At 63.6% G+C, this 23,711-nt stretch carries 20 protein-coding genes; 8 read left to right on the forward strand and 12 right to left on the reverse strand.

Translation table 11 applies throughout. The features are described from left to right. Positions 1–75 precede the first annotated feature (75 nt). Complete coding sequence (locus BFN03_RS01135; protein ID WP_070377463.1) at positions 76–1,263, reverse strand: TerC family protein; 1,188 nt, start codon at positions 1,261–1,263, stop codon at positions 76–78. Between the two features lie 231 nt (positions 1,264–1,494). Here BFN03_RS01135 and BFN03_RS20360 point away from each other — a divergent pair, with 231 nt between their 5' ends. Continuing rightward, entirely contained in the window at positions 1,495–1,671 is a 177-nt protein-coding gene (locus BFN03_RS20360; protein ID WP_157109539.1) for a hypothetical protein, read from the forward strand. Positions 1,672–1,716: 45 nt separating this feature from the next. On the opposite strand, the gene BFN03_RS01140 is transcribed toward BFN03_RS20360, so the two are convergent. Beyond that, on the reverse strand, positions 1,717–2,466 hold the full coding sequence (locus BFN03_RS01140; protein ID WP_070377464.1) for an ABC transporter permease: 750 nt from the start codon (positions 2,464–2,466) through the stop codon (positions 1,717–1,719). Between the two features lie 129 nt (positions 2,467–2,595). After that, positions 2,596–3,117: an arsenate reductase/protein-tyrosine-phosphatase family protein gene (locus BFN03_RS01145; RefSeq protein ID WP_070377465.1), complete on the reverse strand. Its 522-nt coding sequence runs from the start codon at positions 3,115–3,117 to the stop codon at positions 2,596–2,598. Positions 3,118–3,547: 430 nt separating this feature from the next. Between BFN03_RS01145 and BFN03_RS01150 the strand changes: the two genes are divergently transcribed. The 3 genes from BFN03_RS01150 (at position 3,548) to BFN03_RS01160 (ending at position 6,420) form a co-directional block, all read left to right on the forward strand. Continuing rightward, on the forward strand, positions 3,548–4,426 hold the full coding sequence (locus tag BFN03_RS01150) for an esterase/lipase family protein (RefSeq protein ID WP_442971895.1): 879 nt from the start codon (positions 3,548–3,550) through the stop codon (positions 4,424–4,426). Positions 4,427–4,540: 114 nt separating this feature from the next. Then, a complete protein-coding gene (locus tag BFN03_RS20895) occupies positions 4,541–6,085 on the forward strand; it encodes an Hsp70 family protein (RefSeq protein ID WP_070377467.1) in 1,545 nt (514 codons plus the stop codon). Between the two features lie 98 nt (positions 6,086–6,183). Continuing rightward, positions 6,184–6,420 carry a hypothetical protein gene (locus BFN03_RS01160; RefSeq protein ID WP_232320393.1) on the forward strand — a complete coding sequence of 79 codons (237 nt, stop codon included), beginning with the start codon at positions 6,184–6,186 and terminating at the stop codon, positions 6,418–6,420. A 622-nt stretch (positions 6,421–7,042) separates the two neighbouring features. On the opposite strand, the gene BFN03_RS01165 is transcribed toward BFN03_RS01160, so the two are convergent. After that, positions 7,043–7,762, reverse strand: a complete 720-nt coding sequence (locus BFN03_RS01165; protein ID WP_070377469.1) for a helix-turn-helix domain-containing protein — start codon at positions 7,760–7,762, stop codon at positions 7,043–7,045. A 55-nt stretch (positions 7,763–7,817) separates the two neighbouring features. Next, entirely contained in the window at positions 7,818–9,080 is a 1,263-nt protein-coding gene (locus BFN03_RS01170) for a pyridoxal phosphate-dependent aminotransferase (protein ID WP_070377470.1), read from the reverse strand. Positions 9,081–9,202: 122 nt separating this feature from the next. Here BFN03_RS01170 and BFN03_RS01175 point away from each other — a divergent pair, with 122 nt between their 5' ends. Further along, a complete protein-coding gene (locus tag BFN03_RS01175; protein WP_070377471.1) occupies positions 9,203–11,152 on the forward strand; it encodes a S9 family peptidase in 1,950 nt (649 codons plus the stop codon). 49 nt (positions 11,153–11,201) lie between these two features. Here BFN03_RS01175 and BFN03_RS19995 read toward each other — a convergent pair whose 3' ends face one another. Together BFN03_RS19995 and BFN03_RS01180 are read right to left on the reverse strand one after the other, a co-directional pair. Beyond that, positions 11,202–11,456 (reverse strand): hypothetical protein, encoded by a 255-nt coding sequence (locus BFN03_RS19995; RefSeq protein WP_084385456.1) that lies wholly within the window; start codon positions 11,454–11,456, stop codon positions 11,202–11,204. A 189-nt stretch (positions 11,457–11,645) separates the two neighbouring features. After that, positions 11,646–14,669 carry a heterodisulfide reductase-related iron-sulfur binding cluster gene (locus BFN03_RS01180; RefSeq protein WP_070377472.1) on the reverse strand — a complete coding sequence of 1,008 codons (3,024 nt, stop codon included), beginning with the start codon at positions 14,667–14,669 and terminating at the stop codon, positions 11,646–11,648. A gap of 642 nt (positions 14,670–15,311) precedes the next feature. On the opposite strand from BFN03_RS01180, the gene BFN03_RS20730 reads away from it, so the two are divergent. The 3 genes from BFN03_RS20730 (at position 15,312) to BFN03_RS01195 (ending at position 17,310) form a co-directional block, all read left to right on the forward strand. Further along, positions 15,312–15,659, forward strand: a complete 348-nt coding sequence (locus tag BFN03_RS20730) for a hypothetical protein (RefSeq protein ID WP_232320395.1) — start codon at positions 15,312–15,314, stop codon at positions 15,657–15,659. Between the two features lie 152 nt (positions 15,660–15,811). After that, positions 15,812–16,564, forward strand: a complete 753-nt coding sequence (locus BFN03_RS01190; protein WP_070377474.1) for a hypothetical protein — start codon at positions 15,812–15,814, stop codon at positions 16,562–16,564. 44 nt (positions 16,565–16,608) lie between these two features. After that, a complete protein-coding gene (locus BFN03_RS01195; protein ID WP_232320397.1) occupies positions 16,609–17,310 on the forward strand; it encodes a hypothetical protein in 702 nt (233 codons plus the stop codon). 89 nt (positions 17,311–17,399) lie between these two features. Here the strand turns inward: BFN03_RS01195 and BFN03_RS01200 are convergent, their stop codons facing one another. From BFN03_RS01200 to BFN03_RS01220, 5 genes are all read right to left on the reverse strand, one after another. Beyond that, positions 17,400–18,692, reverse strand: a complete 1,293-nt coding sequence (locus BFN03_RS01200) for a S1 family peptidase (RefSeq protein WP_070377476.1) — start codon at positions 18,690–18,692, stop codon at positions 17,400–17,402. 126 nt (positions 18,693–18,818) lie between these two features. After that, positions 18,819–20,138, reverse strand: coding sequence for a S1 family peptidase (locus BFN03_RS01205; protein WP_157109540.1), 1,320 nt, complete (start codon positions 20,136–20,138; stop codon positions 18,819–18,821). Positions 20,139–20,299: 161 nt separating this feature from the next. Beyond that, a complete protein-coding gene (gene galK, locus BFN03_RS01210; RefSeq protein ID WP_070377477.1) occupies positions 20,300–21,493 on the reverse strand; it encodes a galactokinase in 1,194 nt (397 codons plus the stop codon). Next, complete coding sequence (gene galT, locus BFN03_RS01215; protein ID WP_070377478.1) at positions 21,490–22,656, reverse strand: galactose-1-phosphate uridylyltransferase; 1,167 nt, start codon at positions 22,654–22,656, stop codon at positions 21,490–21,492. The genes galK and galT overlap by 4 nt, the downstream gene beginning before the upstream one ends. Then, positions 22,643–23,449, reverse strand: a complete 807-nt coding sequence (locus tag BFN03_RS01220) for a DeoR/GlpR family DNA-binding transcription regulator (protein ID WP_070377479.1) — start codon at positions 23,447–23,449, stop codon at positions 22,643–22,645. Before BFN03_RS01220 ends, galT begins: the two co-directional genes overlap by 14 nt. Between the last annotated feature and the right edge of the window lie 262 nt (positions 23,450–23,711).

Consider the following 23,711-nt stretch of genomic DNA (forward strand, 5'->3'; position numbering starts at 1 on the left):
TTCCAGCTGATGATTTTCTGCCGCTGATCTTCGGGCGGATTATTCAGGCGTCTGTCACCACTGGTTCAGGAACGCCTACCGGTTCAAGAACGCGTCGTGCTCAGTGTGAGCACGGGTGATCAGTTCCATGAGCGCCTTCTCCCCGTTTGCCATCTTCCGGTACTTCGGGTCGAGCTGTTTCATCTGCTGCTCCTTGGCGAGCAACTTGCTGTAGATTTCCTCGCGCTCAGCCAGGTCCGCCGTGTAATCGAGACCGACGTAATTGGTGGCATGTCGACGTGCGCCGGCGATCGCCGACTGGGCTTTCCCACGCCGGCTGGTCAACGAAGCGATGATCGTGACGATCAGAATTCCGACGATGACGGTCAGTGAAACTCCTGTGCTCACCTCGATGACATCGATGGGTTCGCCGCCGTTGACGAACGGCAGGTTGTTCTCGTGGAGCGCGTGCAAGACCAGTTTGATGCCGATGAACGCGAGGATTGCGGACAGTCCGTACGAGAGGTAAATGAGGCGGTCGAGGAGGTTGTCGAGCAGAAAGTACAGCTGACGGAGCCCCATCAACGAGAACGCGGTAGCCGTGACGACAATGAACACGTTCTGGGTGAGTCCGAAGATGGCCGGGATGGAATCGAGGGCGAATAGCAAGTCTGTGCCGCCGATCGCGACCATCACCAGCACCATCGGCGTCATCACCCGTTTGCCGTTCTCGATGGTGAAGAGTTTGTCGCCGTCGTAGTGGGCACTGGTGTGCAGGTATTTCTTGGCGATCCGAATGACGAAATTGTCTGCGGAATGGGCCTCTTCGGTCTCCGGGCGAAGCATGTTTCCGGCGGTGACCAGCAAGATCAGGCCGAAGATATAGAAGACCCATGCGAATGTATTGATGAGGGTCGCGCCCACGAAGATGAATCCGGTCCTGGCGAACAGCGAGAAGACGATGCCGAACAGCAGCACCTTCTGCTGATCTTCGCGGGGCACCCGGAAACTGGCAATGATGATGAGAAAGACGAAGAGGTTGTCCACGGACAGGGCCTTCTCCGTCACATAGCCCGCGAAGTACTCCGACCCCATGTCGATGCCGCCGAAGATGAACACCAGAACGCCGAACAGGATCGCGATACTTACGTACAGCGCCGACCACATCGCCGATTCCTTGAGTGTGGGAATGTGCGCCTTGCGGACGTGAGCGAAGTAGTCGAACAGCAGTAGGCCGACGATCGCGGCGATCGTCAGGCCCCAGGCGGCGGGAGTCACCTGCATCGTCTCTGCTTTCGGCTGAGAAACCGTGTGCCGTAAGCGTAGCTTTTGGCACCCGTGGCATCGGTCCGCTCAGCGAGGGAACCCGGGCAGCCGCTGCGAGGGTCCGATCGGGGGACCCTCGGTTCACCCGGCAAAGGGACTGTTCGGCGGAATGGCAGGGCTCTGCATTTTCGGCAGTATTGATAGGGCCAGAACACATCGAGATACCACAACAGAGACAGGAACAACTAGATGTCGACGATTGCGAGTACCCCCTTGGCGGAGCTGGCTTATGAGTGGTGCACCGAGACGGACCTACAGCTGTCCGCATCGGAAGTCGCCGACCCCGACGACGACACCATCTTCGATACCGAGGACGACTTGGAGACTTTGCTCACCGGAGGTACCTCGAGCGCATCGAAGTCATGAGGGTGCCGTCGCTATGAGGGCACAGATGTCATGAGGGCGCAGACGTCATGAGGGAACTTGGGGGCGGGTGCGTACCGGGGCAAGGCCCAAGACGACAACGACAGCGGTGATCGATCCGGCCGCCATGATCGCGGCTAGCACCACGATTTGGAAGCGGCCGGCTTCGAGCGGTGATACGCCACCGAAGATCGCGCCGACGAATGCCCCGGGAAGGGTGACCAATCCCGTGGTCTTGGTCTGGTCGGTCGACGGAATCAAGGATGAGTGCACCGCGACTCGGGTGAGCTGGCGCGTCGCCTGGCGAGGCGTGGCGCCGAGCGCTAGCCAACCCTCCACTGTTTCCCACCGCTCGTCGGTGACCTCCATGAAACGTCGACCCGCGAGGGTTGCGGTGGTCATGGCGTTGCCGATGACAATTCCGCCGATGGCCAGGGCGTAGCGCGACGAGAACTCGATCGCACCTGTCAGGAACGTGACGGTCAGCGTCACGGCGATTCCGAGTGCCATCGCCGTGAACACCAACTCGACGTGCCAGGGGCTCCATCCGATCCGACCCGCTGCCGTCAGCGCCGCTACCGAGAACATGACGAAGAGCGCGAGAGCGACCCACAGAGGGTCCGTGATCACTCCGGACAGGATGATGCTGATCAGGGCTAGCTGCAGTGCACCGCGGAGTACCGCGAGAGCCGGAGCGAAATAGTGCGGCGTTCGGAATCCCCAGAGCACCGCGGTTGTGATGGCAACCAGGACCGTCACCCCGACAATGCTCGGGAGAAACTCAGCGGACCAGCTCACAGACAAAGGGTACTCAGCATCGTCCGCCGAAGGCGCCCCCAGTTTCAGGTGGCGGCGGCGGTTGCCGTATCACTTCGCAACGGGGCTATCGGGGGCTGCCCCGATAGCCGGGTGGCGCGGGTGAGCCACTCAGGCGGCCCGCACCCCCCGCGCAATCACACCCAGGAGATCGGCGATCTCCGATCCCACGTTCAGATAGGTCTCTTCGTCCTGCCCGATTGGGTCCGGAATGTCCTCCGGGGATCCGTTCGACTCATGACGAGGCCGGGCCGATGCCAGATCCTCTACCGTCTTGGCGCCTGCCACCTCGGCTAGTCGGGCAGCCTCCTTGAGGGTGAACGTCTTCTCCACCTGATCCGGAGCCAGGGCCAAGACTTGATCGCGGTGATCTTCGGTCATCGTCAGCACCAGATCGGCTTCCGCCGCGAGATCTGCGGTGAGCGGCTGGGCTGAGAACTCGTTGGGGTCGCCACCCAAGCCCTCGAGGACCTGTGCAGCGGTGGCTTCCATCGATTCCCCTGCCACAGCGGCGGTACCCGCACTCTCGGCTGTCAGATTGGTGATCCCGAGTTCCTCGGCGTATGCCACTGCGAGGCGCTCGGCCGTTGGAGACCGACAGACATTTCCGGTGCAGACGAAGAGAACATGCATGGGCGAAGCATAAGGTCTCATTGCGCGGCGTTTACACAGGCACCGTCGCTTTCGAGCATCGGTCGGAGCGAATTCGTGTTCGCTCTACCCGGTGTGGGGGTGTGCGTGCCACCCCGTTCCTGGATCCGGTTACCGCGGAGTGATCGACGGGATACGGCTCAACGGGGCATCGTCCAATGTGGGGCCGGCGGCGACTTCCTGGAGTGGCGAAGCTCCCGCGGGGCGCGCGGGAGCCGGAATCGAACGCGTCAGGCCGATCTGCCGAAACGATACCGATAAGTATGTTAGGACAAACAGTGGTCACGCGCAGCAGGTAACGTCGTCGATATCTTGTCGAGGCGGAGGAATAACTATGGCGTGCTTTCGTAACCTGGCTCAGGTGATCCTGCTGGTTGGAGTGGCACTCTTCTCCTCGGTCCCAGCCCATGCCATGGAGATCCCCACCCAGCCGGCACCGAAACAATCGACCGCGGGCGACGCGATCAAGTTCGCCGAACTACACCCGCACTCGGCGCCTCCCGGTGTCAACGATTTCACGTGCCGCCCCGACGCCGCGCATCCACGCCCGGTGGTGTTGGTTCACGGAAGCGACGGAAGCACCTATGAGAGCTGGGCGGGATTGAGCCCGAAACTGAAGGACTCCGGTTACTGCGTGTTTGCTCTCAACTACGGGCAGAAACCGGGCACCCAGGAGTACGGGGTGGAGACCATGACCAAGGGGTCCGCCGAACTCGCCGACTTCGTCACGGATGTGTTGTCCGTGACCGGGGCGGACAAGGTCGATGTGATCGCACACTCGCAGGGTGCGACGGTCGCCCGGTACTACATCAACAGGCTCGGCGGAGCGGCATACGTGAACAAGTGGATCGGTGTGGCGTCACCCACTTACGGTGGGACGTTCTACGGGTTGGCCACCGCACTCGAGTCCGTGCCCGGGGGCACCGAATTGATTCAACGTTTCGGTTCCGAGGCCCTGGCCGAGCAGGTCCAGGGTTCTCCTTTTCTCACTGACCTCAATGCGGGCGGTGACACCGTGCCGGGTGTCGAGTACATCACGATCGGCACCAAGTACGACGAAGTGATCCAGCCGTACACCAACGTCGCACTCCGGGGCCCCGGCGCAACGAACATTGTCGTCCAGGATCTGTGTCCCGAAGACATGACAGGGCACTTCAACCTTCCCTACGACCCGTTCTCCCAGCAGCTGATACTCAACGCACTGGATCCTGCAGACGCAGTTTCGCCGACTTGCACCCCCGTACCACTGGGCACGGGTATTGCCGGAGTGATCATCGCGAGCAACTCATGACGTGACTTCGACCGCACGGCCGGGCGCTGACTCGTCGGTGGCTTTCGCTAGACTGCGCGTCGTGGAGTGGGGGGATTCCAGATCGGACCCGCGCAGAGTCAAGGTGGGCGGCCCATGGGTTCGGTTCTAGGTGTGTCGGTCGGCGCGAGCGCAATTCGCCTGACTCGACCAGATGCTGCCACTGCCGAAGGCGCCGCGTATCACCTTCCGTCGTTCGAAGCCAAGACGATCCCAGTCGGCGGTGCACGGCCCGAGGAGATCGCCGCCGAGTCGATCAGCGCCATCCTTGCCGACCCGTCGAGTGCTGAGCAGGGGTGCGCAACCGCAATCGCCTACCGGGACGAAGCGCAGGCAGATGTCATCGAAGCCGAGATTGCCCGCTGGCAGATCGGCAATTGCGAGCTCGTGTCCGAGCCATTCGCTGCGCTCACATTTCTTGAGGCGTCGGGAGCGCTCGGTGAGCAACATGAGACGGCCGTGTTCTACGACCTCGGCAGCTCCGGCCTCACTGTGAGTGTTGTGGACCGGGCGACCGGCGAGGTTGTGGAAGCGGCGCGCACCGACACCGTCAGTGGTGACGTGTTCGACCGGCTGATCCGCGACCACCAATTGGAGAATGCTCGCATCGAGGCACCGCACGACGCGACCGAGAGTTCCTCGCTCGACACCCTCTGCCGCCAGGCGAAGGAGCACTTGTCTACAGACACCGTCGCCGCGATGCCCGGCGACAGTGGCCTGCTGTTGCTCTCGAGGGATGTGTTCGATTCGCTGATCGCCTTCCCTCTCGAGTCATCGGCGCGCTTGGTATCCGAGGTGATCGCGAGGTCTGGGCGTGCCCCGGGTGCCGTGGTGGTGATGGGCGGCGGTGCGCGGGTACCGCTCGTGCGGTCCGCGCTCGAGTCCTGGCTCAGGTTGCCTGTCATCGTTCCGGACAATCCGGAGCTGGTGGTAGCACGGGGTGCCGCATTGCATGCGGATCAGATGCAGCAGTCGTCTCACGCGGTGGCCTCAACTCCGACCCAATCCGCCGGGCCTTACGCGCCCTACCAGCACTACGAGTCTCAGGATTCCTACGAGCCTCGAGAATCCTTAGCCCAGTACCCACCGGACGAGGCCGCGCCGGGTCCCTTCGAACCGGAAATCTCGCACTACGCGCGGAGCGATGCTGCGTCACGCGGCACAGTTCCCGCGAGTGCACCGTCCTGGCTCAATCCCGCACCGCGGCCGGCGAGTTCGCAGGTCGCGAAACGGCCGATCCGAAAGTCAGTACTGGCTGGCGCAGGCGTCGTGCTGGCGCTCGGCGGAGCCATCGGACTCGGCGTCGGCCTCGGTGGCAACGGCGCTACCGAGACCGAGGACGCATCACCGTCACCGGTGGCTACGCCTCTTACTACCCGTCCGCCCGTTGTCACGGAGATGGCCACACAGCCACCACCTCCACCACCACCGCCGACGTCGACAACGACGCCCACATCGACGACAACCACTGTCCAAGCACCCGTACAGAGGGCGCCGCAGGTCTGGACTCCTCCGCCGGCGGAACCGCCGCCGCCACCGCCGCCGCCACCGCCGATCTTCCCGAACTTTCCGGAGTTCGAGCTCCCGCAGCTTCCGCCGCTACCTCCACTGCCGGAGCTGCCCCAGCTTCCGGGCTTCTAGGCGTGCCGCTGGGTCCGCAGGTTCGAGTGATCAATTCCCTGTGGCCGCATCCAAGTTGACAGGCATACGATAGATGTGGTTCGGGGGCGCAAGAAAGGATGTGCGCAGTGATTGCGAATTCAACGGAGTCGTACAACACGCCTGGTGTTCCGAGGGCGCACGCGGTTGCCGCGCAGAACGATGATCACCACCTCGTCGCATATACGAAGCCCATTCTGAAGATGTTTCCGGAAACCAGCGAGTGGACCGTCAAGGTGACGATGATGACGGTCTATGCACTGATGGCGATCACGATCGTCTTCATAGTCCTTCGAGAAGCAGGCCTTTACAGCTAGGAAAGCGATAAGCGGTCTCCGGCCCACGAGTTTCCCTTGGAGAGTGTTCGGAACATCACAGGGTGAGGCTGTGACGGAAGCGGTCAGAGAAAAGCCATGTTGCCAAAGTGTTGGGTGTGCATGGCTTTCTTGTCGCTTATGTGTCGCTAGTGTGTTTAGATACCACTGCATGGCGAGCAGCTAATATGTAGCGAACGCAGGTCCATGTAAGGGTGGGCCGGAGCTCCGAACGAGGGGTGTGTTCCGCCGCCGAGCCGCCGAGTGGGCGAATGTGCCGAGCTGGGTGGCGGGGTACGGGGGGGTGTTCCCCGCCACCAACCTGGCACCCACAGGGGGGGAGGGGCGCCAGGTGCTCGATAGGCACTCGAGGTGCCGGTAGACAATCTACAGACACGATGGGGGCATTCGTCAACCGGTCCGGGTTTATCGCCTCACGTGTTGGAATCATCGCAATGTCGTACTCTGCCAAACCGGCGGATGACGGATTGTTGTGCTCTGCCAGCAGGGTGCCCTAAGGGCATCGCTGCTCGCAGGTCGTGCAGGCGGTTCGGTCACTTGTCGCAGATCGCGACCGGCAGCAAGACGGGCAACGAACAGTGGCGCACGTTCGTCGCCACTGTTCTCATGCGTTCACTTCGGACCCGCCGCTACGGTTCGGGTTCTCTGCCCCGATGAGTTTCACCGACTCTTCCCAGCGTCGCCGGAAGCGCTCCCGTGTGGCCGTGTCCAGCTCTTCCTCTTTGCCGTAGAGGAAGCGTCGATAGTGCACTTCTTCACGTTCACTCGGGTCGGTGACGTTCGACGGTTCCTCGAATAGATGGCCGAATGCGAACTCCAGCAATGGTTGACGCGGTCCGGACGGCCCTCCGTTGACCTCGAGTAGACGGGTCACGTACGCCCCGGTGATTTTGGAGACGGCTCGGCTGAGGCTGCCAGCGGCATCGGCAAGTCCGGGCACTTCTGGGTGTGCCGCGCTCAGTTTCGCAATGCGGGTATGAGGATCCAGTATCTCGACGATGGTGTCGAGATCCAGAGGAATCTCCGAGGGCCCGAGCGTAAGCCGACGTGACCGCGGCTTTCCTTCCTCGCGTCCGAGCATCTCCAGTGGCGTCGGATCACCACCCTCGAGTGCTCGTGCCGCGCTGCCCGGCACCCACTGCAGAGCAGTGTCCAGTTTGCGGAGCGTCTCGATGCTCGGATCGGGGCCGGTGCCGTTCTCGGCCCGTGTTTGCGCTGCGTCGGACGGACCGCCGGCTGCAGTTACCTGATCCTGTGTGAGGTTCAGGAAGCGACGCCTCTTGTGGACCAATTTCCCGAAACGTATGCGAGTACTGGTTGCCACGACTCCCCCAGAAGACACGCAAGCGACGCGTATGTCGCTCGCACTATCGCCGATACTACTGCTTGTAGCTGGTCAGGAAGTTTCCGAATCGCTCGATGGCGACAGCGAGATCCCTCGCCCACGGCAGGGTCACGATTCGGAGGTGGTCGTGATCGGGCCAGTTGAATCCCGTGCCCTGCACCATCAGGATCTTCTCCTGCAGCAAGAGATCCTGGACCAGCTTCTCGTCGTCGTAAATCTCGTGCACGTTGGGGTCGAGCCGAGGAAACGCGTATAGAGCGCCGCGCGGCTTCACACAGGTGACACCAGGAATCATGTTGAGGCGCTGCCAGGCCACGTCGCGCTGTTCGAGCAGTCGTCCGCCGGGCAGGATCAGGTCTTCGATGCTCTGGTACCCGCCAAGTGCCACCTGGATGGCATGTTGTCCGGGCACGTTCGGGCAGAGTCGCGTCGAGGCCAGCAGGTCGAGGCCCTCGAGGAAGCCGCCGGCATGTTCCTTCGGACCGGTGATTGCCACCCATCCGGCGCGGTAGCCCGCAACACGGTAGGCCTTCGACAGGCCGTTGAACGTCAGGCACAGCAGATCCGGCGCCAGCGTTGCCAGCGAGATGTGCTTGGCGTCGTCGTAGAGGATCTTGTCGTAGATTTCGTCTGCGAGGAGCAGCAGCTGATGTTTGCGGGCCAGGTCGACGAGTTGCTGCAGCACCTCCATCGAGTAGACCGCGCCGGTCGGATTGTTGGGGTTGATGACCACGAGCGCCTTGGTCTTGTCGGTGATCTTCGACTCGATGTCGGCGATATCGGGGTTCCAGTCGTTGCCCTCGTCGCAGAGGTAGTGCACCGGGGTGCCTCCGGAAAGGCTCGTCATCGCTGTCCACAGCGGGTAGTCGGGTGCGGGGATGAGCACCTCGTCACCATTGTTGAGCAGCGCCTGCATCGTCATCGTGATGAGTTCGGATACACCGTTGCCCAGGTAGATGTCGTCGACGTCGAGTTCCGGGAAACCTGGAACGAGCTCGTAGCGGGTGACGATCGCGCGGCGAGCCGAGAGGATGCCCTTCGACTCCGAATACCCCTGCGCATAAGGGAGTGCGGCGATCATGTCGCGCATGATCACGTCGGGCGCGTCGAAACCGAACGGCGCCGGGTTGCCGATGTTGAGCTTGAGGATCCGGTGACCCTCTGCCTCCAGTCGCGCGGCGTGGGCGTGTACCGGTCCGCGGATCTCGTACAGGACGTTCTGCAGCTTGGTGGACTGCTCGAGCCTGCGGTGCGGCGTGCGCTGGTTGCCGTGGTCTGCGTTGCTCACGATCGCCATTGTCCCACTGCCCTGCAACCGGATTTCTACTGGCCGGTTTCGGCAGTGCCTGGAGGCAGTTGGGGTGCGTTCGCGGAGTGTGGTGGCCTGCGCTGTGCGCCGGGGCGGAATATCCTCGGCAAATGACCTCTGCGCCCTATGGTTCCTGGCCCTCTCCGATCACGGCGGCTGACCTTGCCTCCAGCGGCCATCCAGTCGAGGGTGGCAGGTACGTGGGAGAAGACGTGTGGTGGTCCGAGCTGCGCCCGAACGAAGGTGGCCGAATCGCGGTACGACGCATCGGCCTGGATGGCGAGCCCGAGGACGTCCTTCCTGTCCCGTGGAACGCGCGCACACGTGTGCACGAGTACGGCGGCGGGGCCTGGACCGTCACCGACGCCGGTCGGCTGGTGTTCGCGGAGTTCAGCGATCAGCGGCTGTATCTGTTGGAGGGCGAGACCCCGGTGCCGCTGACACCGGAGCCTCCCCGGGAGTGTTCGTTGCGGTACGGCGATCTGTCCGTGAACGACGGCGCGGTGTGGGCGGTGCGCGAGACGCACGATGCGGATGGTGGCGTCGCCCGCGATATCTGCGTGATCCCGCTTGACGGTTCGGCAGCGGACGACGCGCACCATGTGCGGTCCGTCGTGGCTGGTTCCGATTTTCTCGCCAATCCGCGGCTTTCTCCCGATCGCCGCCACCTCGCGTGGATTGCCTGGAACCATCCTCAGATGCCGTGGGACGGAACCGAGCTCCGGGTAGCGGAGATTGTCGGGGGTCGCGTGACCGGCGAGATCAAGACGCTCCTCGGTGGCCCGGAGGAATCGGTGCTGCAACCCGAGTGGGTCGGTCCCGCGGAGTTGTACACGATCAGCGACCGTAGCGGCTGGTGGAACCTCTATCGAGTCGCCATCGATGCTTCCGATGTCGCCGCGTTGTGCCCGATGGACGCAGACTTCGGTGGGCCCCTGTGGATGCTCGGCGCCCGGTGGCACGCACGCCGTGACGACGGAACATTGCTGACCGTCAGGACATTCGGCACCGATACTCTTGCGGTGCTCGATCCCGGCACCGGTTCACTCACGGACATCGCGCTCGACGGTCTCACCAGCGTGAGCTTGGGGGAGCGGCGCGGCAATCAGGTCCTGCTGGTGACCGGTGGCGCGCAGACACCGTCAGGCCTGCGCGAACTGGACCTCGATACCGGCGCGCTGCGCACCATCCGGCTTTCTGTCACCGATCTTCCCGAGTCGGCGTACTTGCCGGAGGCCCGGCAGTTGACGTTCAGGGGCGCCGACCGCGAAGTGCACGCCATCGCGTATCCACCGCGGCATCCGCGGTACGAGGGTGAAGCGGGCGAGTTGCCACCGTATGTCGCGTTCGTGCACGGCGGGCCTACGTCACGGGTCGCACCATCTCTGAATCCTGTGTTCGCATTCTTCACAAGCCGCGGCATCGGCGTCGTCGATGTCAACTACGGCGGGTCGACCGGATACGGTCGCGAATACCGCAACCGGCTCCGGGGCCAGTGGGGTGTCGTCGACGTCGAGGACGTAGTGGCGGCCGTGACCGGGCTGGCCGATTCGGGTATGGCTGACCCCCGCAGGCTCGCGATCGAAGGTGGGTCCGCCGGTGGGTGGACCGTACTCGCGGCTTTGACCACCTCGGATGTTTTCGCATGTGGCGCTTCATACTTCGGTGTAGCCGAGTTGGAAGAGTTCGCGAAGGAGACACACGATTTCGAATCCAGGTATCTCGATGGCCTCATCGGACCGCTGCCCGAGGCAGCCGATCTCTATACGCAGCGCGCACCGCTGAACAATGTCGCCGGACTCAATTGTCCGGTGCTGCTGCTCCAGGGACTCGACGATCCGATCGTGCCGCCGTCGCAGGCCGAGCGGTTCAGGGATGCGCTGGTGGAGAAGGGCATCCCGCACGCATATCTCGAATACGAGGGGGAATCGCACGGCTTCCGCAAGCTGGATACCCTGATCAGCTCACGCAACGCCGAACTGTCCTTCTACGGGCAGGTAATGGGATTCGAGACACCGGATGTTCCGAAGCTCGAGCTCTGGCAGCCACCGCGAGGCTGAATGAAGTGTTCGTCTGTGGAGGCGATGATTGCTGCCTACCACCTTCGAGTCAGGATGCCGGACGGCCGCTTACGGCACGATCCGCGAGCTCGTGGTGGCCCGATTTCCGGGCGCAATGAGCGCAGCAATACATTTCGTCGTCTACCTCTACACCGTGGCCGAGGATGCGGCAGCCACAGTGGGAGCACAGCGGCGCCATCGCCTGCGCCGCGCATTCGAAGCTGTCGAAGGTCGCCGTTCTACCACCGGCTGTCACCGTAAAGGCCTTGTCGTAGTCATTGCCGCAGGTTTCGCACGTGGTCACGTCGACTCCTCCTCGCGATCGATGCCATCCCAAAGCACTGCGTAGACCCGTGTCTTGGTTACCCCGGGGAGGCTCGGATCAAACCGGACCGACGGAATGGAGTGCTGATCGACGGCGCAATATCTACAGTGCCAAACGACCGCTGGCCCCACGGAGATCCGTGGGGCCAGCGGTCGCAGCTGCAGTCGCTTAGCTCTTCCGTCCGGGAGCCTTGGCACCGGCCTTGAATCCGAGCCCACCGGGCTTGGCCGCCGGGGGTGCGGGCGTGGCCTCCGGGGCCTTGTCGCCCGACCCGTCGCCGTTCGATTCCTCGGTCTTGGCGGCTGCGGTGGTGTCGGCCACCGGTGTTGCGGCCTTGGGGGCTGCGGCCTTCCGGGCGCCCGGCGCCTTGGCTCCGCTCTTGAAGCCGAGTCCGCCTGGCTTCGCCGCGGGGGGAGCCTGGGGGGCTTCCGAAGCCGATGACGTTTCGGCAGCTTCCGGACCGGCATCTGCAGGCTGAGAGGCGGCCGGCTTGGTCGGTGCGGCCTTCGCGCCAGGAGCCTTTGCAGCACCCTTCATTTGCAGGCCTTTGCCACCTGGCGCTTTCGCCCCACTGGCCAGCCCGAGTCCCTTGGGTTTGGGCGCCTCGGCAGCAGGCGCTGATGCGCCGGTCTCGGCTTCGCCGGCCTGAGCGGGCGCGGATTTCTTGGCACCGGGAGCCTTCGCTCCGTTTGCCATGCCGAGTCCCTTGCCGGGGGCTTTGGCACCGGGAGCCTTCGCTCCGCTTGCCATGCCGAGACCCTTGCCGGGGGCTTTCGCGCCGGGAGCCTTCGCCCCCGGAGCCTTGGCAAGGCCCTTCATCGCCAGGCCCTTGCCTGCCGGAGCGTCCTTTGCGGCCGGCGACTGCGCGGTCTCCTCGACTTCTTCGACCCGCTCCTTTTCGATCACCGCCGTGGCCTTGACCTCTGCCGCGACCGGCTCGGCCGGCTTGGCCCGCGGGACCACCTTGATGTTGTCGGTCAGCTGCTCGGGTTCGAGGCGCGTGATGGACGAGAGCATCAGTTGCGCGACGTCCACTACCTCGACGCCCTCGCCCTGTCCGGATTCCTGGCGTGCGGTGACACCGTCGGTGAGCATGACGCGGCAGAACGGGCAGCCCGTCGCGATCTTCTTCGGGTCCGTGTCGAGCGCTTCGTCGACCCGGTCGATGTTGATGCGCTTCCCGATGTTCTCTTCCATCCACATGCGGGCACCGCCGGCACCGCAGCACATGGAGCGCTCGCCATGGCGCGGCATCTCCGTCAGTTTCGCGCCGGAGGCTTCCATCAACTCTCTCGGAGCGTCGTACACCTTGTTGTGACGACCGAGGAAGCAAGGGTCGTGGTAGGTGACGTCTTCGCCGACGGACGCGACCGGGATCAGCTTCTTCTGGCGGACCAGCCGGTTGAGCAGCTGGGTGTGGTGAACCACCTCGTACTCCCCGCCGACCTCCGGGTATTCGTTGCCCAGGGCGTTGAAGCAGTGGGCGCAGGTGACGACGATCTTGCGCTTGCGCTGTTCGACACCCTCGAACACCGAGTTCAGCAACTCGATGTTCTGCATCGCGAGTTGCTGGAACAGGAACTCGTTGCCCGCGCGGCGAGCGGAGTCACCTGTGCAGGTCTCGTCGGCACCGAGCACCATGAACTTCACGCCCGCGGTCGCGAGCAGTTCGGCCACAGCCTTGGTGGTCTTCTTGGCGCGGTCCTCATAGGCGCCGGCGCAGCCGACCCAAAAGAGATATTCGTAGTCCTCGAAGGTATCGGCATCCTGGCCGAAGACCGGGATCTCGAAGTCCATCTCCTCGATCCAGTTGAGACGGTCCTTGGCGTTCTGGCCCCAGGGGTTGCCCTTGTTCTCCAGATTCTTGAACAGCCCCGCGAGTTCGGACGGGAACTCCGACTCGATCAGCACCTGGTAGCGGCGCATGTCGATGATGTGGTCGACGTGCTCGATGTCGACGGGGCACTGCTCGACACACGCACCGCAGTTGGTGCAGCTCCACAGGGTCTCCGCATCGATGACCGGCGCCAGCTCACCTTCGGTGGTCTCACCGACCAGCTTGCGCTCCGCCTCCGTGCGAGCGGCTTCGGGGATCGCGGCGAGCTTGCCTTCGAGGACATTGCCGTCCCCGTCGACGAGGCCGACCTCGTCGCCGCCCATGTCCTTGCGGCCACCGGCGAGCAGGTAGGGCGCCTTGGCGTAGCCGTGATCACGCAGGGACGTGATGAGCAGCTTCGGAGACAGCGGCTTACCGGTGTTCCACGCGGGGCACTGGGACTGGCAGCGACCACATTCGGTGCAGGTGGTGAAGTCCAGCCAGCCCTTCCAGGAGAAGTCCTCGATGTTGCCGGCACCGAACGTATCGGTGTCCGGATCGGCCTCCTCCATGTTGATCGGCTTTCCGGCCGACATCATCGGCTTGGCTGCACCGAGGGCGACGTCGCCGTCGTCCTCACGCTTGAAGTAGATGTTGAAGAACGCGGAGAAGCGGTGCCAGGCGACACCCCAGTTGATGTTGCGGCCGACAACGTACAGCCACACCATGGCGGACATCAGCTTGATGAACGCAAAAATAGAGACGAGTTCGGGGCTACCCGGGAGGAACTCCGCGACGCGCATGGTGAAGAAGTCGGTCCATGGATTGGCGTGTCCGTAGGTGGCGATCTTGCTGGCCTTGACGAGGATCATGCCGAGGCCTTCGATGAGGACGACAGCCTCGACAAAGTACGCCGCGCGGAAGTTGGAACCACTGAACCGTGAGAGTCGAGCCGGCCCGCGGGGGTGATTCCGCTGGCGGATGATGACGAGTGCGATGATGCCGATGACGGTGCCGATTCCCAGCAATTCGTCGATGAAGTGGTAGACGGCAGTTCCGCCGATGAGCGGCCAGTTTCCTTCCGGGTTGAAGGTCTGGATGTAGGCCTCCATCGCAACGATCGACCCCAGCAAGAAGCCGATCATGACAAGCCAGTGGGCCCAGCCCACGGTTCGGAACTTGCTCATGCGCGTGTGCGCAAGGATCTCCGCAACCATCTGTTTGAATCGTGGGAAGAACGGCCGCCAACGGTCTGGGGCGGGCTGACCGATCCGGATGGCGCTGACGATCTTCCACACGCCAAGGAAGAATGACCCCCACGCGGGAATGCTCAAGAGCACGCCGATGGTGCCCAACGTGATCGTCAGGGCATTCATGTCGCGGCCTTTCGGTTCAGGGCAGCACGGTGGCCACCTCGGGACTGCAGGTAATCCTAGCGCCCACCAAGCGAAGTTACTAGAGGGTAACTTTTGATACCTACTTGCGAGTAACTTACGGCTGGTCCGGGATCGCTGCAGTCAACCTAGTTGGTGCGAAAAGGCCCTGACTGCCCAAGGTCGCCCTAACTCGTGTTCATGGGGCTGGAATGTGGGGTGCGATTCGTGGCCCGCGATCTGATCGGGGCAAACCCCACGGGTGGCATGTCCAGAGTCGGGGCACCCGTCGGATCGGAGGTCGTTCGGCGCGAACGGTAAGCACATAGCGTTCGACATCGAAGTCCAGGGGGTCGGTATTGACGCCCGGGAGGTGCAGCTTGACAACGAATCTTGTTGTCTCTTGGGGTATTCCAGACGAACATCTATGGCAACACCCAAAGGTGAATTGTGTCACCGAGGGTAATATGGGCCAGAGAGAAATGTCGAAGACTCTGGGGAGCCGAGAGGCGTCGACCGCACTGTTCGCTCCGGACGGGGCGCCTACGGCATCTCGGTTCGCCTCCCGCCGGCAGGTGCGATACCGGGAACTCGAGAAACCGACACCGAGAGAACTCTTACTCAGCACACGAGGATCGAACGGCGATGACAACCACGGCGCCACGCCTGACAATTTCGTCCCCGCACCTACCGGATCGCTACCGCCGTCGAGCGCATGAACTATGGGCGAGCGTCCGACTGTTCCGGCCCTCCGGAGAGGGATGGGGCGATATCTCGATCATGTTCGGAGCGCTGTCGATCCTTATGTTCTGGACGTTCGGGTTCGGCATCGTTCTCGGTATCGCCGCCCTGGCGGCCGGCGCCCTGGCGATCCGGGATTCCCTCGAGGCGAGTGAAACACCATCGTTCGACGCGCTCGTCGGCATCCTTACCGGATTCCTCGGCATTGCCGCCGGCATCTTCTTTCTGGTCGCAGTCTCGTCCAACTTCTGAGAATGATCAGTTTCCCCGGCTGTCGCGTTGCAGCAACCCGGGGGCAATTTTTGGCGTGAGTTTTGTCATACCTTTACTACGGGATTCCCAAGTATCCGACCGCTTAGTTAACCTTCGTTCGTCTTTTCACTCCCTCAGATGAACGGATTTCGATGAACCTCCGAAGGTTTACTGCAACGTCGCTCCTTGTTGTCGCTGCAATGGGTGTCGGATCGGCCACTGCCTACGCCGATCCGTCCACCGGGCAGCAGTCCGGCGCTGAACAGGCAATTCCGAACATCAACTTCGAGACCACTCTCGTCGATGGTGCCGCCGTGACCACCATCGACGCGGGCTTGTTCTCCATCAACGCGGGGAATGACACCATCGATGTCGTCGATGACGCAGGCAACGTCGTCACTTCGATTCCGAGCTTCTTCCGGGTGGACGATCTGCAGCATCCCTTCGAGGTTGCCGTGGATGAAACCGAACGCGTGCTGAGCCTCGTCCCGAACATGGATCCGGCGGTGGCCACGGCTGTTCCGGCGGAGGAACGACTCACGCTCCAAGATGTCGCCGCGCCTGCGGACCAGGATGAGCGTGACGCCCTCGCGCTCGACGACTTCCAGCAGCAGTTCGGGATCACGACCGCGATCGCCGATGTCGTCGCCACCATCCTCGGCGGAGTGGTCGGTTGCGCGATCGGGTTGATTCCCGGAACTGCCGCAATGGTGGGCGCGCCCTTCCTCGGAATCACGGCGCCGATAGGTGGATGCATCGCGGGCGCCTTGCTCGTTGCACCCGTCGCCACGCTCGCGGGAACCATCCTCGCCGGGGGTGGCGGTCTCGTTGTGCACGGGATGCACTTCTTCGACACGATCAATAGCCCCTTCGTCGCGCCCGGCGAGACGGCACCCGTCGCATGAAGGGCCGTCCAGCACGACACTTCAGGGCACTCACTGGAGTAGCGATGCTCGCCATCGCGGCCCTCGGGATCTCGGCAGGAACCGGACACGCGGCTCCGCTGGCGCAACCAGATTCACCCGACTTCGGCTACGAGGCGCACCTGGACGGCGACTCCGTGGTCACCACGATCGACGCTGGTGCCTTCCGGATCACCGACACCGGTGACGTCGTCGAGGTCGTGGACGAGGGTGGCAATGTTGTCGCCGCACTACCCCTGACCATTCGAATCGGCGAGGCCGTCTACCCGATCGACGTCGACCTCGAGGCGCGGACGTTGACGCTAACCCCGCAGATCCCCGACGACGTCCAAGCCGAGTTGAAGTCGTCGGTGGAAGAAGGACTCGTCGAGCAGGAGGGGCTCGATGCTCCGGCGCAGCTCGACGCGCCGGAACCGGTCGAGGAAGAGGACGTATTCGACACGCAGGAGGAACGCGACCGCGCTGCGCTTGCAAGCTTCGGCAGCAACCTCGACTTGGCCGTGATGATCGGCGGGTATCTCGTCGGCGCGATCGTCGCCATCGTCGGTCTCACCACCGCCGGTCTCCCCGGTGCCATAGCGGGTTTCACGGCCGGTGACCTGATCGGAACAATGCTAGTGGGAGGTGTGGCCTTGGCGGTCCTGGGAACCCAGTACCTCATCACCGTCAACACCCCCTTCGAGCCGCCGGCCGCCGAGCCGATACTCGAGCCCGAACCGGCAATCTGATCGTCTGCGCATTGCGTCAGGCTCGTCTGGAAAAACGATGGCCCGCTTCCTTCCCAGGAAGCGGGCCATCGTTCTCCTATGGTCTCGACCTACTCCGTGCGTACGCGCAGGCCGGGGTTCTCGGCGAGCACGGTGTTGATCGGTGTGGCGAACAGTTCGGGGCTGTCGCCGAAGACGAAGGAAACGGCGTTGGCGACCTCGCAAAACCTGTACTGAGCGACGTTCGATGCGCTAGAAATTCCCAGTGCCTGAGTTCCGGTGACGATGGTGCCGCCGCTATCGCCTTCCAATGCGCACATACTCGTCGAGAAACTGTCGGCAAGTGTGCGCCCACCGACATCGACGGTCTGGCCGACCGAAACCACGACACCGCACGTGAAGCCAGTAGTCATGCCCGACTTGCACACCGGAGCGCCCACGACGGGATCGGCTGTTCCGGTGATCTCGAGTGGCGCTGCACCGGGAACGCGGACTCCGTTGTTCTCGAACCGGTGTGCCATGTGCTCGTCGGGGCGGAGGATCGCGTAGTCGCTCATGTCCAGATTCGTCTTCGCGAAGGTCGCCACGCGTGGGCCGGTGCCGCCCGGGAACAGAGAGAAGGCCTCTGAAGCATCAATGGTGCCGGCGGTTTGGAGGTTCGGATCGCAATGTCCGGCGGTAATGTTCACCGCTCGACCTGAGGCGTCTGTGCCGTTGAATCCGAGCGAGCAGCGCAGGCCGACGTCGCCGCTGAACGAGCCGTATCCATCACCGCCCAGTAGGGCGTCTTCCGGCAGCGCCTGTGCAACGGGCTCCAGTTCGGCAGGAGCCCGTGGGAATTCGGGGACAGGTGGCGCCGCGAGCCGCACTCCGCTCATGAAGTCCGGAAGCTGCAACCCGTTCACATCGTCTGCACGGAGAACGAGTCCGTTGTTCACGATGTCGACGGCCACACCGCGAACCAGATCCGCAACGGCGGGAGGCTGTGTATCCAACCAGCCGCTGAGAGTTTCGATCTGAGTATGCAGGCTCTTCTCGCTCCTGTCCGCATCCCTGACCTTGAAGCCCGCTTCTTCGACGGCGACCTGGGCGGCCTCCTTGCCGGCGCCGTCGGTCAGCGCGACTATCGGTGTGCCGGATTCGCCGAGCCAGGCTCCCGCGAAGACGTCAGGGAACTGGGTTCGTGCGACTCTCGCGAACTCGGCGAGCTCCTGGCTCAGCTCGGACTGCTTCAAGTACTCGTCCGGGGTCAGCTTCAAATCGCGCCGAACGGCATCAGCGAGTTCGGTCGGCAGTTTGCCGGAGGCGGGTTCGACCGGTGCAGCCGAGGCGTGGACCGGGCCGAGGAGCAGCACTGCTGCAGAACTGAACACGGCGGCACGGCGTGCGATCGAGCTTCGCATGGGGGCCTTTCTCTCTTGCTTGTTTGTTCGCATTCGCAGTGTCCGGGGCCGTAGACAGTTTGGAGCAACTATATGGTCCGCGCTGTCAATTCGGCGCGTTCAACACGGCCTCGGGCGATGAAGGTCCTAGTCAGAGATGGTGCGAACGCTGAGGCCGGATCCGACGGTGGAGAGGATGTCTGCGACGGGGATTCCCAGGCTGGCCGTACCCCCCTCGGTTGCCAGCACCAGATTCGCCTCCGTGCAGTTGGGGGCTTCGCTGGCGTTGGAACCGCTGGTAATCCCCAGTGCGAGCGTTCCGGTGACGATGGCACCCCCGCTGTCGCCGGCGAGGGTGCAGGCGGTACCCGCAAACCCCCTGATCGTCCTACTACTCCCGTCCAGGCCGAACAGTTGGGTCTCCACATGGTCGGCCTCGACAACGCCACAGGTGAACGACGACGTCTGGCCCGACTTGCAGATCGGTGCGCCGACAACCGGTCGGGCGACGCCGGTGATCTCCAACGTGGTCCCGTTGGCGCCGCGGATTGCGGGACGATCGAGTCCGGCCTGGACCCCAGCTCCATTGAGTGCGATGACCGAGTAATCAAGCTTGTCGATCGGGTTGCCCACCGAGGATCGCGAGAACGCCCCGATCTGCACGCTGTCATCGACATTGCGCGGGTTGGGGAGAAACACAGGTGACGGCTGGCCCTCCGCCGGGTTGCAATGGCCGGCGCTGATGTTGACGGCCTGGCCGTTGCCGTCCACGCCGTTGAAGCCCAGCGAGCAGACACCGATCTCTGAAATCGGAGTTTCCTGCAGGATGCCCGCGGTGGTGATGTAGGTGTCACCGCCGAGGGGACTGCCCTCGACCGGGCCGCCACCGCCAGGGCTCAGCATGACTTTGATGTTGGCAAGGAGAGTCGGCAGGTTCAGGGCCCGCCCGAGCGGGCTGTTGACGATGTCGATGACGATGCGGTTGTCCAGAACGTCGATGGACGCCGAGTTGACCTGCGAGGCCAGCTCCTGCGGAAGGAGCGCAATCCAGCGGTTCAGCTCGGAGAGTGCCTGCTCGAGTCCGTCTGCGGAGACTGCGGCCATCCGGGTGGAGTAGCCGTCCCTCCGGGCTTGGTCGGCAGCCTCGGTAGTGGTCACCGCGACGACAGGTTGGCCGTCGAATCCGATCCAGGCGCCGGCGAAGTCGTCGGGACGCTGCGCCCGGAATTCTTCCGCGTAGCTGCCGAGTTCCTGCGCCCGCGCTGCGCGGTCGAGGTATTCCTGGGGGCTGATCTTCAGGTCACGGATGATCGCGTCGACGAGGTCGGCCGGAAGTTCATCGGCGCTGAGCTGGGTTGTGTGGGTCTGCGTAACGGGGTTGGCCTGGGCGGGAGCGGAAAATGGAACTAGGAGGAGCATTGCCGAGGCACCCAAAAGAGCGGCGCGGCGGGCCAACACGTTGCGCATGTAATCCCTTCTTCACGGATCCCCTCACGAGGGACTTCCGGGGTGGGCATCGAAGACCACCCTGAGATGAACACCATATGCTATGGGGCGCCTGACAACTCGCCTAGGTGTGATAGAGAACTCGGTTGGTCTCCGGCAAATACCTGGCCAACAGCCTTGGATCACACGCGGTGAGCCGGGTGGCTCGGCTCGGCCGACAGGAACTGGGGAGTGGGTAGAGACGCTCGTGCGGCGCAGCGAAGTATGTTGTCGACCACATCCTCGACGCGGTCGACGGGGACGAGCGCGAGGGCGGAACCGCCGAACCCGCCACCAGTCATGCGCGCTCCCCATGCGCCCGCCTCGAGGGCGGCGTCGACGGCGCTGTCGAGTTCGACGGAGCTGACCTCGTAGTCGTCGCGCAGTGAAAGGTGGGACGACGTCAGCAGGCTACCTATGTCTGCGATGCGTCCCCGCTCCAGAAGTTCGACGACCTCACGCACTCGACTTATCTCACTGAGCACGTGGCGGGCCCGCTTCACCGATTCCGGAGAGGTCAGCGTTCTCAGCGCGGAGTCCTCGTCATCGATGTCTCTGAGGGTGTTCACGCCAAGTTCTGCGCAGGCCTTCTCGAGGGCGGCGCGTCGGTTGCCGTACTGACCGTCGACGAGTCGGTGCGGTGCGTTGGTGTCGATCACGATCAGGCGCCCGTTCGCGGACTCGAAGTCGATCGGTACGAATCGGGTGGCCTTGCTTCTACAGTCCAGCAAGAGAGCGTGACCCGGATGTGCCAGCATCGCCACCGTCTGATCCATTCCGCCGGTGGCGGCGCCCGCGATCTCGTTCTCCGCTCGGACGCAAGCAGTGATCAGGGCCGAGCGGCCGTTCGCGTCGGTCGGGAGCCCGAGGAGATCGGCGACAGCGAGCGCGACGGCGCACTCGAGGGCCGCCGAACTCGACAGTCCGGATCCGACCGGGACACAAGAGTGCACCGCCACATCGAATCCTGTTTCTGCGGAGAGTGCGCCGGAGTAGCGCAATGCCCACACCACGCCTGCGACGTATGCCGCCCATCCGATTCTGTGGCCCGGCGCCACTTCGGAAAGGTCGCCCTGCCAGGGTTCACCCGTGTGGGTGGAGGCACAGTGCAGTCGACCGTCGCGGCGCGCACGCACCGCCACGGTCGTGACGTAGGGCAGCGCGAACGGCAGCACGAGGCCGCCCGCATAGTCGACGTGCTCACCGATGAGATTGACCCGCCCCGGCGCCGCCCACACGCCATCGGCTTGTCCGCCGAATACCTTGCCGAACAATGCTTCCGCACCCTCTGCGACGGCATGAACATCGACAGGATCCACCCATGACGGTGCCGTCACGAGGACACCTCGCGTAGGCGGTCGGCGATGCGTTCGGGCGTGGTGTCGTTGATCCAGGCGCCCATGCCGGACTCCGAGCCTGCGAGGTACTTCATACGCCCGGGTGAGCGCATCATCGAAAACAGTTGGAGGTGTAGGCGCCCGTAACGGCGGTCTTCTCCGACCGGCGCCTGGTGCCACGCGGCGATGTACGGCACGGCGTCGACCCCTTCGAAGAACCGATCGACGCGCTGCAGCAGTTCGAGATAGACGTGGGCGAGTTCGTCGCGTTCGGCTTCGTCGAGTTCGGACAGGTCGGCGACGTCGCGGTGAGGTGCGAGGTGCATCTCCAGTGGCCACCGCGCGGCAGCGGGAACGTAGGCGGTCCAATGCTCGGCGGAGAGCACGACTCGCCGCCCTGATCGGCGCTCGGCATCGAGTATGTCTGACAGCAGCAGCCTGCCGGTCTGCTCGGCGTACTCGCGCGAGCGCCGGATCAGGACATCCGCGCGGGGTGGCAGATACGGGTACGCATAGATCTGCCCGTGCGGGTGTGTGAGGGTCACCCCGATCTCTTTGCCGCGGTTCTCGAAGCAGAAGACCTGGCGGGTTCCGGGCATGGCGGACAGTTCGGCCGTGCGGTCGGCCCACACGTCGACAACTGTGCGGACCCGGTCCACGCCGAGGGTGGCGAAGGTGCCATTCGGATCGCTGGTGAAACACACCACCTCACAACGGCCGATTCCGGCGGCCAACGGCCACAGTGGTTCGTTGTCGACGTAGTCGGGTAGGTGCTGGTCGCCGGCGATCGACGCGAATGAGGGGAATCGGTTCTCGAACACCACGACGTCGTAGTCCTCGGCGGGAATCTCGGTGGGCGCCTTGCCCGGCCGACTCGGTGCAAGCGGCGACTCGTCCACCGACGGAAGGAACGTGCGGTCCATCCGTTGAGAAGCGATGACCACCCACTCACCGGTCAGCATGTCGAAACGAATCTGCGACTGTGGTGCCGAAGGAGGAAGCGGCCGGGAGTCGACCAGTTCCCGGGTGGCGGCACCGGATACGTATGGTTCCGAGTCGTCGAAGTAGATCAGCTCGCGCCCGTCGGCGAGTGTCGTGGTGGTCTTACGTACTCTGCTGCCCGCAGGAGCGCGAAGCGCAACGGGTTTGTCACCCATCGTCATCGAGGCTTCTCTCTCGGTCTTCGTGGGCGACCACCAGATCGCCGACATGGTCGGCAAGCGCCTCCTGCGCCGCCCGGTCGAGCCCCTCGTCGGTGACGAGAATGTCCACGTCGGACAGTGGGACAGTGTTCGCCAGCGCGGTAACCCCCCACTTCGTGTGGTCGGCGAGGACCACGACGCGTCGCGAGGATGTGACGAGCGCCTGATTGGCCTGTGCTTCCATCAGATTGGGGCAGGTAAGGCCGGTTTCGATCCCGAGTCCGTGAGTCCCGAGGAACAGCATGTCCATGTGGATTCCGCGGAGGGCGGCGACCGTCAGCGGTCCGACGAGCGCGAACGACGGGGTTCGTTGCCCGCCGGTGAGCAGCACGGTCTGGTCGTCACGGCCGCCCTCGTGGAATGCGTCGGCGACGGGAAGCGAGTTGGTGACGATTGTGATGTCCGGGACGTCGAGCAACTCGTGTGCCAGGGCGTGCGTCGTCGTCCCGCCCGAGATCCCCACCGACGTGCCGGGCCGGACCAACAGGGCTGCGGCTCGGGCGATGGCGCGTTTGGCGCCGAGATTGAGTCCCGACTTGGCCGAGAATCCCGGCTCGTGCACACTCGCCGACCGGGGCAGGGTGACCCCACCGTGCACTCGGTCGACGAGACCTTGCGCCACGAGCTCGTTGATGTCCCGTCGAATCGTCATACCTGAGACGCCGAGGGTGCTGCCGAGTTCGGCCACCTTGACGGCGCCGTGCATGGTGACTTCGTCGAGGATCACCTGCTGGCGTTGACGAGCGAGCATCATGCGAATGCCTCACTTCTTCCGGCCAGTGTTCCGCGTTGCGGTGGCCATCGGAGGGCATGTCAGTGGGTCTCGCCACAGGCTCCGTCGCTCGAGCCCCACCCACTGTCCATGCTCATAATCTGGACTTGAATGTTGCAGAGTCAACAAGAACGAATATTTCCGCACTACTCGTTAGGTTGCCTGCTCAGTGCGATTAACAATACAGAACCAAGCAAAATATTGTCACCTGCGTCACTTTCGGGGCGAGCGTCCTCTTAGGAAA

It is taken from the genome of Rhodococcus sp. WMMA185 (genome assembly GCF_001767395.1).
Lineage (GTDB): Bacteria > Actinomycetota > Actinomycetes > Mycobacteriales > Mycobacteriaceae > Rhodococcus_F.